This window comes from Flavobacteriales bacterium, assembly GCA_016704485.1.
Classification (GTDB): Bacteria; Bacteroidota; Bacteroidia; order Flavobacteriales_F; family PHOS-HE28; genus PHOS-HE28.
In genome coordinates this window covers 257,289-270,375 of sequence record JADJAA010000002.1, presented here as the reverse complement: position 1 = coordinate 270,375, position 13,087 = coordinate 257,289, and the positions used below count along the sequence as shown (strand labels likewise).

Sequence of the window (13,087 nt, the reverse complement as noted above, 5' to 3'; positions counted from 1 at the left end):
CTAATTGGCCGGCCTGAATTGACATGCGCAACCTTTCATTCCTAGTAGTTCCTCTATCCACACTTTGCTTTGTCTCATGTGAACAGAGCGACACATCCGTACCCGTGAAAAAAGATCTCGATTACCCCACTACACGTGCTGATGCAGCGGCAGGTGACACCTTGCACGGAACATTCGTAGCCGACCCCTATCGCTGGTTGGAGAACGACACATCCAAGGAGACCGCGGAATGGGTAAAGGCACAGAATGCCGTTACCAATGCGTATCTCGATAAGATCCCCTATCGCGATTCCATTGCGCAGCGTTATGAAGAACTGTTCAACTTTCCAAAAGTGAGTGCACCGACGAAGGTGGGCGACCTATTTTTTCAGTACCGCAACAGTGGTCTACAGAACCAAAGCGTGATCTATGTAAGGAAGGGGATCGATGGCGAGGATCAGGTCTTCATCGACCCGAATGAAATTGATACAAAGGGTACCACGAGTATTGGTCTGATGGGAGCCAGCAATGATGATAAGTATATGGCGGTTAGTGTGCAAAAGGCAGGAAGTGATTGGCAGGACATTATCCTTTGGGACCTGAAGACCATGAAAGAACTGCCTGATGTATTGAAATGGGCCAAATTCAGTGGGGTGGCGTGGTTCAAGAACGGGTTCTTCTACAGCCGCTATCCAGAGCCTACGAAAGGGACCGAACTAAGCGCATCGAATGAATGGCAAAAGGTCTACTACCATACCATGGGCCAGCCTCAAGAGAATGATGTTCTGGTCTATGAGGACAAGGAAGAACCACTCCTATATATGGGAGTGAGCGTTACTGAAGGCGAAGAGTTCGCGACATTATATATCTCCACGGGAACGGATGGATTTGAACAGTATTACTTCGACCTGCGCAGTGGCGGCATACCGAAGCCGGGCGCGCCTTGGACACCCTTGCAAACGGGATTCGATCATAAGACGAGCATCATCGACTTTGATCCGAAGAGTAAGCACCTTCTTGTAATGACGGATGTGGACGCACCGAATTACAGGCTCGTCAGTGTGGATCCTTCACATCCTGAAAAAGAGGCATGGAAGAACATCATCCCAGCCAAGGACATGCTGCTTGAAAGTGTGAGCATTGGTGGCGGTAAACTGTTCGCCCATTACCTGAAGGATGTGACCACACGCGTGATGCGCTACGATATGGACGGCACCAATGAGACGGTCATTGAGCTACCCGGCCTAGGCACTGCGGGAGGCTTCGGTGGGAAGCGCGGTGACACCTATTCGTTCTACAGTTATACTTCATTCACCGACCCTGGCACGACCTACAAATATGATTATGCAACAGGTAAAAGTGAAGTGTATTTCCGGCCTGAACTTAAATTCGATCCGGACCAATTCGTGACCGAACAAGTATTCTACACGAGTTTGGATGGTACTAAAGTGCCAATGTTCATCGTCCATAAGAAAGGGCTGGAAAAGAACGGAAAGAACCCTGCTTTGCTTTACGCCTATGGTGGATTCAACATTAGCTTGAGCCCAAGTTTCAGTACAAGCCGCATGATCCTATTGGAACAAGGAGGCGTATTCGCTTTGGCCAATTTGCGCGGTGGTGGCGAGTATGGTGAAGATTGGCATAAGGCAGGCATGAAAGAGAAAAAGCAGAACGTATTCGATGACTTCATTGCCGCCGCGGAATACTTGATCAAGAACAATTGGACGAGCAGCAAAAAATTGGCAATCGAAGGGGGTAGCAACGGTGGCCTGCTCGTTGGAGCTGTGATCACTCAGCGCCCCGAGTTATTCAGCGTTGCATTCCCGGCAGTTGGAGTAATGGATATGCTACGGTTCCAGAAATTCACTGCAGGCTTCGGATGGACGCCGGAGTATGGCAATGCAGATAACAGTAAGGAGGAGTTCGACTATTTGCGTGCGTATTCCCCACTGCATAATATTGAACCTGCATCTTATCCTGCCACGATGGTGATGACAGCAGATCATGATGACCGTGTGGTACCGGCGCACAGCTTCAAATTCATCAGCACACTACAGCCAGCACAAGAAGGCAATGCTCCTGTGTTGATCCGCGTTGAGACCAACGCAGGACATGGTGCCGGTAAGCCAACGAGCATGGTCATTTCTGAACAGGCCGATAAATGGGCGTTCTTTTTCCAGAATATTGGAGTAACTCCGAAATTCTCAGCTACTGGAACACATTAGCATCCGACAAAGATCATAGGCACAAGGCCCGATGTTCATCGCATCGGGCCTTGTGCTTTTTCAGCTAGTACATATTGGGGTACACACATCATTTCCACCGCGTAAGAGAACACCAGCTCGCCTTTCAAATTCAAGGATCGAATTTCATGACCCGCTTCCTGAAGATGACTTGCAGAGAGCGATCAAAGCCTGATCTACTGGTCGGATCGATCGTTGCCGGACCGAAGTGAGTTCGGTTCCCTGTTCCGGATCAATTTTTTAATTTGCTATATAATGCGTACATTACTAACACGCTTAGGACAAAGCGGTAGTAGTTAGGCACCGTTGCATGACGAGGTAATCTCGTGCATTGGCCTAACTGCCTTACCGATACCATGAGCGGAATGGACACACTTGTGAAATTCCTTGAACCATATGGACTTAAAATTACTTCTATCTATTGCTGCTATTGGACTTAGCGGAATTGTTTCTGCGCAACATGCGTCTGTTGTTTTCGACCCGGAGCGCAATGCGCTCAATGAAGGTCTTCCCCTACCCGCCGAGACCAAATGGATGGTGACAGGGCCTGTTGCCGATCGTCTGCAATTAGTTGAATTGCAGCTTTTCGATCGGGTAGATATGAAGCGCTTGCTATACACAGGTCGCTGGGAACGGTCGGAATGGAGCAGTGATCACCGTTTCCTTATTAACGTCGATGAACTTTTGAACGGGAACAGCGACTATACCGTGGTGCTTGGATTCTACGAGCCAGTACCTGAAGATGCCGCTACCGCTGTAGCAGATGCTCTTTCAAGTGCGATCGGTGCCTATTTGGATGAGAACATCGAGATAAAACGTGACAAGACGAAGGTCTTGAAACCAACGCGACAAATGATGGAAGAGATGAACCTGCTCGTGACGAACGGAATGAGCAACTACCGGACGCGGCTCCAACTTCCTTTCGCCGGTTTCTCCCAGATCATAGAGGATAAGTTGGACAAGATGGATGCAACACGTCTGAGCATGTCCAAATTCTCCATCAAAGGATCCGAAGAAGAAGATAAAGGTGATCGTAAGATCGAATTCGCCCGGGAAAGAATAGATGGACTGAAGACCTTGGTCGATTCTGAATTACGTTCATACGCAGCGCGTGAGTTGATGATCTTACGTGATCGGGTCGTCATGGCTGATGTACCCACAGCAAAAGTGAAGAATATCATTGCGCTTAACGCTGGTTATGGAGCTATCTACAATAGCGGCGGGTCAAGCGATCTTTCCATCGGTCAAGCACCGTTCTTAGGTCTCAGCATTCCGTTGGGTCGTAGGTCCATGACCTGCAAGGTCCTTAGTAACAGCTCAATTTCCGCCGGAATATTCCTGCAGAATACAGAGAACGAATACGGGGAACCAGTGACCGGACCTTTGGTAGGGCGACCACTCTATTTGGCCTATGGCTACCGTATATTCCGCATGATACGGCTGAATGCTGGTGGTGCATTGTTGCAACATGATAGCACGCTGTCCGATGGTTCCACGAAAAGCACGATCTACGGTAGTCCGTTCATCGGCGCCAGTTTGGAGATAAATCTTTGGTTGGGTCTAGGAAAATGAGGATCAACTTAGATAGAATACTGCTGATCAACGCCCTGCTGTTCTCCTTCTCCGGGATGGCGCAGCAAGACCTGTTCCGTTCACGGATCGGGATCATGGGCGGCGTGGATCGCTACATAGGTGACATCCAACAGTCGTACAGCGATGTGGACATCGAGAAATCTTCAATGATCGGTGTCAACTATCAACGATCGTTGAGCTACGGTACGGCTTTGTATGGCCAATACAGTTTCCTACGATTCTCCGCGAACGATATCGATCACGGGAACCGGCAACGTGCATTGAACTTCTTGACCGAAGCACACACATTCGAACTTGGCCTCCAGTTCAGAATGGACAACGGAAAACTGTTGCGGTACGATGCACGCTTCGCACCTTTCTTCTCACTCGGCGTAGGTGCTGGATTGTATAATGTGTACGGTGATCTTTACTCCGCTAGCGGTTCTCGTTATAATTATTGGAGCGATGGCACGATACGTGATCTCGGTGAGAATTCTGCTTTTGCTTCTTCGGCGGTAGTGATCGATCAGGATGGCGTGTATGACACTGAGTTGACCTACAGACGAACCGAGAACGGTAAACCGAGCGAACCGTACTACATCTATGTACCTGCGAAACTTGGCGTGAAATGGCGGATATCCGATCGTCTTTCCGCGGAAGTGTTCTATGGCTTCAACTGGACATTTACGGATTACTTGGATGATATCCATGACGCTTACCCGATCGACCTCACCAATTCCGTGGACCGTTATGCAAGCAACCCCACCGGTAACAAGGATCCACGGGGCAACGTGAATGATAATGATCATTACCATTATGCAGGGCTTTCTTTGTCCTGGAACTTTGGTAGGCGCTCACATGATTACAGAGTGACACCGATCTATATCGATCATGGCATGACCACACCGGTACGAGTTGATACCGTTGCCGTTATTCCTCCACCACCTCCACCGCCAGCCGCGGTTGAAGCACCTAAGGTCATCAACATTGTGGTGGAGCAGATCACAGTCGGAAAATTCGTTGTGGATACGTTGGTCGTAACCACGTTGATACAGAAGTCGATCACACCAACCAGTGCCGATACGCTCTTGACGAATTCCATTATTGCTGACTCGACAAAGGTTGATACGCTTTCACGCGTTAACCCTATTCTCCCGAACGATACAGTGGTTGGGCTTGATACGACAACAGTGAATAAGATGCTCGACACGTGGGTGAAAACGGATGATTCTCTGGCTGTAATTCCCGACGCGAAGATCATGTTGTCGGATAGTATTCGTTCTATGAATGATAGCATCAGATCGTTACCGGAACAACGGTTGGAGTTGGATAGCATAGCACCGAAAGCACTCAGATCGGACACCATCATCGCTCTTCCAAAAGACAGTTCGATCGTGAAGCCGCCTGTAAGAATAAATGGTATTAACGATGGTTCCGGTGTTATACTTGAACAGGACAGTTTAGTGCCGGCCGTAGCACCGACCGATAGTTTGAAGAGCTCAAAGGCTGACCAGATGGTCGCACCCTTATCCGATACATTGGCTGTTCCGGAACCAAAGGTCATTGTGCCAATACCTCAACCGGCAGTGATAAAAGCGGATTCTACCCGATCAGTTCCCGAGCCAGTAGTGCCGAAGTCAGTTGAGCAAGAACCTGCTCAGCCGGAAGGGAGCGTCACACCAAAGAACAATTCACAGAGTACAACTGCTCCACCGCCGACCGTTGTTCGTAATGAACCTGCACAGTCAACGAACACGGGCACCCGAACAACAGAGCGTGTTGTAACAGTTCCGGTCATCGTGCGTGATGATGCACAGAACCAAGCATTGAAGGATAGTCTCAGTGCACTTGAAGAGCGTAATGCACGTTTACAGCATTTAGCCGATAGTTTGGCCAACGGAAAACCAGTTGACATCACCGTGCCGGTCAAAACCTCTGTTCCTGATAGCGGCTTGCTGAATGACACGCGTTACCGCCAACACACACAAGCATTGAACGGTGTACTGGTTGAACGGATCAACACGTTGGAGCGATATATCGACTTCCAGAAAGAACAAGGGAATGATAGTATTGTAGAAGTGCTTCGACTGAGGATCCTCGACCTGGATAGCAATGTTGATGGACTGCGCGATTCACTTCGGGTCGCAAAGGATCGCATCAGGACCAAAGGAGCAACACTTGATAATACTTCCGGTAGCAACGTAAACAACGGAGCAACCGACACCTCGGCGGGAGCGGGAACTGCCTTATCGGATACTGTTTATTTCAGCAGCAATTCCTACACGATCAACACCGAGAAACGAGAGCGTATTACGATGGTGGGCAAAACCATCAGTGGCTCCACTTACGGTCATGTGCTGGTTACCGGACATTCGGACCAAGCCGGTGATGCCAGTTACAATTTGCGTTTATCCCAGTTCCGAGCAGATGAAGTAGCCCGTCAATTGGTTGAGGCCGGTGTACCACAGGACAAGATCGTGACCAAAGGCCTTGGCGAAGAACTATCGCGCAAGTTGCATTCCTTGAGTGAGCGCAATGTGATCATCCAAGTGGTATTGAGCCAGAAATGAACTGTGCCGGTGGATCTATTTGTTGAGCTTCAACGTGTAGACATCTTCCCTGCGATCCTTCAAATTCCGCACACTTCCTCGGTGATGAAGATCCTTGAGCAAGCTCAGATCAACATCCACCACGAGCACCATTTCCGTATTTGCCGTTGCTTCACTTTTTATCCCCGTGCTCGGGAAAGCAAAATCACACGGCGTGAACACAGCACTCTGAGCGTACTGGATATCCATGTTGCTTACCCTTGGCAAATTGCCCACACTACCAGCAATGGCCACGAAGCATTCGTTCTCAATAGCACGCGCTTGTGAACAATGCCGCACACGGGAGTATGCGTTCTGCGTATCGGTCAAGAATGGCACGAACAGGATCTGCATGCCTTGCAGGGCAAGTAAACGCACCAATTCGGGGAACTCGCAATCGTAGCATATCAATATGCCGACCCTACCACAATCCGTGTCGAATACCCGCACTGTTTCTCCACCTTGTATGCCCCAAGCTTGTTTCTCGTTCGGTGTGATATGGATCTTGTCATAGCGTTCATAAGTACCATCACGACGGCACAGATAGCCTACATTGAAAAGCTTACCGTCCTCCAATAACGGCATGCTTCCACAGATGACATTTACATTGTACTTCACCGCAGCACCCAAGAGGTATTCACGGATGTGTAAGGTATGTTCGGATAATAATCGGATGGCCTCGGCTTCATTCACTCCTTCATACGCGGCCATTAACGGGGCATTGAATAATTCCGGCAGTACAGCAAAATCACTTCCATAACCGCTCACTACATCCATGAAAAAATCCAATTGGCTGTACAATGCCTCGAGGTCACGGTAGGGTCGCATTTGCCATTGGATAAGTCCCAAACGAACATTACGCGACCAACTACGCCCCAACTCCTCCTCGTTCTGGTAGATGTTATCCCACTCCATCAATGTAGCGTATTCCATCGAATTCTTGTCGTCCGGCATATAGCCTTTCATCAATTTCACAACGTGGAAATCATTGGCCAATTGGAATGAAAGAACAGGGTCGTGTATCTCTTTCTCCTTCACCTTCTGTATGTATTCCTTCGGACTCATTTTATCGGAATACTTATGGAAATTCGGGATGCGACCGCCGAACATGACCGAGCGAAGGTTCAGCTGCTCACACAGTTCCTTTCGCGCCTCATATAACCGCCGTCCCAACCGCATGCCACGGTATTCAGGGTGAACGAAAACCTCGATACCATACAACACATTGCCCTTGGGATCGTGCGTATTGAAGGTGTAGTTGCCCGTGACCTTAACATAGTTATGGTCAAGCCCCATCTTGTCTATATCGATGATCAACGTAAGTGCGGTACCAGCGATCTTTCCATTCACGAATACACCGAACTGCCCTGCAGGGAATAACGAGATCAGGCGCTGTATGGACTCCTTCTTCCAGTACCCTCCACTCCAAGCTGGGTAAGAAGCCCGCATGGCTTCGGCAAAGTCCTCGAACGCACCAAGGTCCAGTGGCATTATCTCCACCTTCTCTTGTTTCCTTCTTGCCTTTGGCGCCTTGGAAGCTTTAACTATTTTCTTGCTCATTCCTTCAACTACATTTTACCCGATACATGCTCGGGGTCTTTGGTCTCATATTCACTTCTTCTTTCCTGCCTTCGGCGGGTCAGAGGAAATGGATGTAAAATGTTTAACGCCTTGCAAGCGTGCTTCCAACCATCGGTCGGCTACTGCGATCTGCAAGGAGTCCGGCGGTTCTTTGAAATGGATGGAAACAACCTTATTGAACGTTTCCGTGCTATCAGCTTTGTGCTTCACGGGCATGTCCGCGATAGCGATCCAGGCAATGTTCGTATTCATGGCTCGTGCTTCATCCATCAATGATCGATGCAATTGGGTCATGTGGCCCAAACTATCATTCAACGCATTGTAACGCGCCAACATAGCGCGTTGCTCATCCAATTGCGTACGCATTCCTTCATTCTCTTTCCTGTCTTCCTCGCCCAATTCCTGCAAACTCAGCCCCGTACGGATCTCCAACCCGGTACCTTCGATCCCATAGGGTTCCATACGCCGTCGTAGCTGTGCCTCCTGATCCTCTGAGATCCCATTGCCCAAATAGGTCAGCGAAATATTCCTATTCGGTGCATCGACGGTCTGGTGCATCAAATAATTCTCAGGAATACTGCATTCCGCAGCAATGAATTTCTCTGCTTTGGTCTTATAGACGTTCTGCCCGACCAACCGGTAGGCCAAGTAGATACTTGGCACTACGGTCGCTATTACGATCAATGTCGTGTATCGTCGGATCCTTGACGATATCTTTTCATCCTTCTGGGCCACGGATGGATAACCTAACCAACGTACCGTAAGCAATGCGGAAATGCTAATGAATACCGAGTTGATGGTGAACAGATACAATGCACCGAAAAAATAGGGCATGTTCAAATGTGCGAGACCGAATCCTGCCGTGCAGAGCGGTGGCATTAGCGCAGTAGCAATGGCCACACCCGGCACAACGTTACCACGGTTCTTTTCCTTACTTGCTGTTGCAACGATCCCGGCGAACCCACCGGCCAATGCAATAAGTACGTCCCAGATCGTGGGTGTGGTACGCGCAAGTATCTCTGAATGTGCTTCGCTCAATGGACTCACCATGAAGTAAAGCGTGGAGGTGATCAAACTTGCCCCGACCGCGAACCCTAGATTCTTCAATGATCTTCTTACCAGCAATAGGTCCATTACACCAAGCCCGGCACCCACCGCAACGATCGGCCCCATTAGCGGTGAAATGAGCATCGCACCAATTACCACCGCAGCAGAATTCACGTTCAATCCTACGGATGCAATGATGATCGCGAACACCAGGATCAACATATTGGTACCATTGAACTTCGCGTTGTTCTCAATGGACTTCATTGCCTTGCTCGGCTCCTCAGCGTCGGCTCCTAAACGGAGGTATGCTAATATGCGGTTGATCCAGTTCATGACTCGTTCTCCGGGCAGCGAAGATCAGCGGTTCTTAGCAACAACCACTACTGAATTCGATAGTACCGGCTTTACATCCGATCAAAGTACTATTTTTTCGCTACCCACCCTATGGTAGAGTCCTGTACTAGAACTAAGGATCCCGTAACAACATAGATCAATGTGATACCAAGTTCCCAGCCGCTTTGCATTGGTCTTCTTCATTTTAATGGTACTCAAGATGTTCATTTCGGTTGCATATTTGCACGCTGCATCGGAGTAACGTTCCGATCATCTCCGTTACACCACTTTGTTCGTCTGAAATTCCATATTTTTTCAGTTCATTGACCGGGCTTCATTATATAGCGTGATGTTGCAATTGAAACCAGCTAACTATTCCGTGGCCTTGAGCCCTTCTTTCGGTGCCCTATTGATCTTGACCGGTGCATGGTTACTCTATTCCCGGAAGGAACGAGTGATGTCCATTTTGCCATTCAGGGAAGATCAGGAGCCAATGGTACTGTGATCCTAATTCCGCAACACCACCTGCGCTACTTAACTCCATCACCGAATGCATAGTCCGACGAAACTTGGACAACTTCCTGCCACAGCGATCTGTGGTAACGACATTACCAGTAGCTGCCTATATGTGAGCGCACTTACGATCGGATATGCTGGACCTTGGGCATTCGTAGCCTTGGCACTCGTTGCCGGTGTGCTCTTTCTATTCCGAAAAATATACGGTGAAGTGGTTGGTGCCTTACCGCTCAACGGCGGCGCCTATAATGTGCTGCTAAATACCACTAACAAGACCAGTGCCACTATGGCAGCATGCCTAACCATACTGAGCTATATGGCAACCGCCGTTATCAGTGCCTCCGAAGCCATGCACTACTTGCATAGCATGATCCATTCTTTGCCCATTATCATCGCCACATTGATCGTACTTGCGTTCTTTCTCCTGCTTACCATTGCCGGTATTGGTGAGTCATCCATTGTGGCGGTCATCATCTTCATTGTTCATCTATCATCCATGGGCCTTCTATTGGTCCTTGGTGGCGTATTCGTAGCGAACAACGGAATATCGATAGGCATGATGAACTTTGATGCCCCCATTCCCATGGGTGGCATGGCAGCCGCTCTGTTCTTCGGTTTCAGCACCGCCATGTTAGGTGTCAGTGGGTTCGAAAGCTCCGCCAACTTCGTGGAGGAGCAAGCGCCGGGGGTATTCCGTAAAACGTTACGCAATATGTGGATCGCAGTTACCGTGATCAATCCGCTCATGGCCCTACTCGCCATATTCGTTCTGCCCTTGGCCACTGTTGGAGAAAATAAGGAAGCGCTATTATCATTCATGGGTAACGAGATCGGCGGCCAATGGCTAAGCACATTGATCTCCGTTGATGCGGTCCTTGTTCTTTGCGGTGCTGTACTTACCAGCTTCGTTGGAGTTAGTGGTCTCATGAAACGCATGACACTGGACCGTGTGCTTCCGCAAATACTTCTGAAGGAAACCAAACGTGGCAGCTCGCCGAGGATCCTGATCTTGTTCTTTTTACTCTGCGTTAGCGTGCTATTGATCACCAATGGTGAAATTGGTGCGTTGGCAGGCGTTTACACGATATCATTCCTGATCGTAATGGCCTTCTTCGCATACGGAAATTTCCTACTGAAGATCAAGCGTGCGAGATTGCCTAGACCAGAGACCGCTAAAGCTTTCGTGGTATTCATTGCTATGTTGGCTGTTGTCTCTGCGCTCTATGGAAATGTGCGCTTACACCCGGAACATCTGGTCGTTTTCCTCCAATATTTCATTCCCACATTCCTGCTCACGTTCTTTTTCCTTAAGCGCAATGTGATCCTGGAATACCTGATGGTGGTGGTATCCAGCTTCCTCGATACGATGCATCATGTTGCCACGCTCAGCAGGCTTCGGCTTTCCAGGACCATCCGCCAGCTTACAGATCAGGAGTTCGTGTACTTCACCAAGGGGGATGACGTGGCAACATTGAACCACGTAATGATGTATGTCGAGGAGAACGAGATCACCAAGAAACTGAAGGTCGTCACGGTACTGAAAGAAGGGGATACGGTCTCCGAAACATTCCTCAGCGACCTGGACGTACTGGATCGTGCATACCCCGACATTAAGATCGAATTCATTTCAATGCATGGCGTATTCGGGCCGGAATTAGTGGACTCGCTCAGTGCGGATTGGGATATCCCCAAGAACTTCATGTTCATCAGTTCACCCAGTGATCGATTCACTTACCGTGTTGCGGATCTTGGCGGAGTGAGGTTGATCATTTGAGGACATAGCACAATTGTTCAGAATGACCGGTACTAACGGTTATCTTGCTCGATCAACTTTGCTTCTTTTGTTCCATGGATAACCATCATCCTCCGCACAGCCCTTTACGCCGACGTGTTTTCCAGATCATATTCGGAACGGACACCCCGGCCGGTAAACTGTTCGATGTGATCCTTTTGATAGCCATTGTGATCAGCGTTCTGCTGGTGATGTTGGAGAGTGTTGTTGAGATCAAGTTAAAATATGGACATTGGCTTTACATGGCGGAGCTTGGTTTCACTACCTTGTTCACCGTCGAATATGGTCTCCGGCTGTGGAGCATTAAACGTCCCATGAACTATGCCAAGAGTTTCTTCGGCATAGTCGACCTGCTTTCCATCCTCCCAACGTACATCGGCCTTTTGATCGGCGGGGCACATACGCTGATGGTGATCCGCGCTCTGCGCCTGCTTCGTATCTTCCGGGTGCTCAAATTGGCTCGCTTCGTCTCAGAGGCCAATGTGATGGTGAAGGCCTTCCAAGCAAGCCGCCGCAAGATCACCGTCTTCGTGCTCGCCGTTCTCACCATCGCCGTCATTTTCGGAACGTTGATCTACATGGTGGAAACACCGGATGCAGGTTTCACCAGCATTCCCCGAAGTATCTATTGGGCCATAGTAACACTTACCACTGTAGGCTTTGGAGATATTGCACCGCAAACTGCTCTAGGCCAAGCGCTCGCCTCAGTTGTTATGATCCTCGGTTACGGCACCATTGCTGTTCCTACGGCCATCATGAGCGCCGAGATGATGCGGATGGGCAGTGAGATCCCTAGGAAATGCACGTATTGCCATGCCACGGACCACCTCAAAGATGCCAAGTTCTGCCGCAAGTGCGGAACAAAATTGCCACCGATCTAGCGCACCTATGGAATTCATCCTCCGCCCTTGGCAAGCTGGTGACCTTGTTTCGCTTGTCCAGTACGCGAACGATCGCACCGTTGCCGACAACATGATGGATGCATTCCCTTACCCCTTCACACCGAGCGATGGCCATCGGTTCCTTGAGCGCTTCATGGCACATGATCCGCAACTGTTCTTGGCGATCTCCGTGAACGGAATTGCTGTGGGCGCTGTGGGCATCCATCCGGACGACGATGTATACCGCCGCAATGCGGAACTTGGTTATTGGATCGGTGCACCGTTCCGTGGCAAAGGCATCATGACGTTGGCCATTCAACAAGCCACTGCTCGGGCATTTTTGGAGTTTCCTCATATCGATCGGATCTATGCCCGCCCCTTCGGAAGCAACACCGCTTCACAACGTGTGTTGGAAAAAGCCGGATTTATTCTTGAAGCGCGCCTTACGGGAACCTTCATCAAGCATGGGAAGATCGAAGATGAATTGATCTATGCATTTCATAGAGTGCATGGCACATCCATGGGTAGGACCAACTAAAATATGAGCTCTTAAGC

Annotated in this window: 8 protein-coding genes; 6 read left to right on the top strand and 2 right to left on the bottom strand. The window is 49.4% G+C overall.

What is annotated here, in order from left to right; all coding sequences use genetic code 11:
• The first annotated feature begins 23 nt into the window (after positions 1-23).
• From IPF95_12290 to IPF95_12280, 3 genes are all read left to right on the top strand, one after another.
• On the top strand, positions 24-2,204 hold the full coding sequence (locus IPF95_12290; protein ID MBK6475467.1) for a S9 family peptidase: 2,181 nt from the start codon (positions 24-26) through the stop codon (positions 2,202-2,204).
• 414 nt (positions 2,205-2,618) lie between these two features.
• Entirely contained in the window at positions 2,619-3,794 is a 1,176-nt protein-coding gene (locus tag IPF95_12285; GenBank protein ID MBK6475466.1) for a hypothetical protein, read from the top strand.
• The gene (locus IPF95_12280; GenBank protein MBK6475465.1) at positions 3,791-6,364 is read left to right on the top strand and encodes an OmpA family protein; all 2,574 of its coding nucleotides are present in this window, start codon (positions 3,791-3,793) and stop codon (positions 6,362-6,364) included. Before IPF95_12285 ends, IPF95_12280 begins: the two co-directional genes overlap by 4 nt.
• Before the next feature lie 15 nt (positions 6,365-6,379).
• Here the strand turns inward: IPF95_12280 and IPF95_12275 are convergent, their stop codons facing one another.
• Positions 6,380-7,873 carry a bifunctional GNAT family N-acetyltransferase/carbon-nitrogen hydrolase family protein gene (locus IPF95_12275; GenBank protein MBK6475464.1) on the bottom strand — a complete coding sequence of 498 codons (1,494 nt, stop codon included), beginning with the start codon at positions 7,871-7,873 and terminating at the stop codon, positions 6,380-6,382.
• Between the two features lie 120 nt (positions 7,874-7,993).
• Entirely contained in the window at positions 7,994-9,343 is a 1,350-nt protein-coding gene (locus IPF95_12270; protein MBK6475463.1) for a TIGR00341 family protein, read from the bottom strand.
• A gap of 550 nt (positions 9,344-9,893) precedes the next feature.
• On the opposite strand from IPF95_12270, the gene IPF95_12265 reads away from it, so the two are divergent.
• The 3 genes from IPF95_12265 to IPF95_12255 all read left to right on the top strand — a co-directional run bounded on the left by IPF95_12265 (position 9,894) and on the right by IPF95_12255 (position 13,070).
• Entirely contained in the window at positions 9,894-11,633 is a 1,740-nt protein-coding gene (locus tag IPF95_12265) for an APC family permease (protein MBK6475462.1), read from the top strand.
• A 74-nt stretch (positions 11,634-11,707) separates the two neighbouring features.
• Entirely contained in the window at positions 11,708-12,532 is an 825-nt protein-coding gene (locus IPF95_12260) for an ion transporter (protein ID MBK6475461.1), read from the top strand.
• Between the two features lie 7 nt (positions 12,533-12,539).
• A complete protein-coding gene (locus IPF95_12255; GenBank protein ID MBK6475460.1) occupies positions 12,540-13,070 on the top strand; it encodes a GNAT family N-acetyltransferase in 531 nt (176 codons plus the stop codon).
• The last annotated feature ends 17 nt before the right edge of the window (positions 13,071-13,087 follow it).

Coding starts and splice junctions, on each gene's coding strand:
- IPF95_12290 (MBK6475467.1), top strand. CDS start 24: ATGCGCAACCTTTCATTCCTAGTAGTTCCTCTATCCACACTTTGCTTT.
- IPF95_12285 (MBK6475466.1), top strand. CDS start 2,619: ATGGACTTAAAATTACTTCTATCTATTGCTGCTATTGGACTTAGCGGA.
- IPF95_12280 (MBK6475465.1), top strand. CDS start 3,791: ATGAGGATCAACTTAGATAGAATACTGCTGATCAACGCCCTGCTGTTC.
- IPF95_12275 (MBK6475464.1), bottom strand. CDS start 7,873: ATGCCACTGGACCTTGGTGCGTTCGAGGACTTTGCCGAAGCCATGCGG.
- IPF95_12270 (MBK6475463.1), bottom strand. CDS start 9,343: ATGAACTGGATCAACCGCATATTAGCATACCTCCGTTTAGGAGCCGAC.
- IPF95_12265 (MBK6475462.1), top strand. CDS start 9,894: ATGCATAGTCCGACGAAACTTGGACAACTTCCTGCCACAGCGATCTGT.
- IPF95_12260 (MBK6475461.1), top strand. CDS start 11,708: ATGGATAACCATCATCCTCCGCACAGCCCTTTACGCCGACGTGTTTTC.
- IPF95_12255 (MBK6475460.1), top strand. CDS start 12,540: ATGGAATTCATCCTCCGCCCTTGGCAAGCTGGTGACCTTGTTTCGCTT.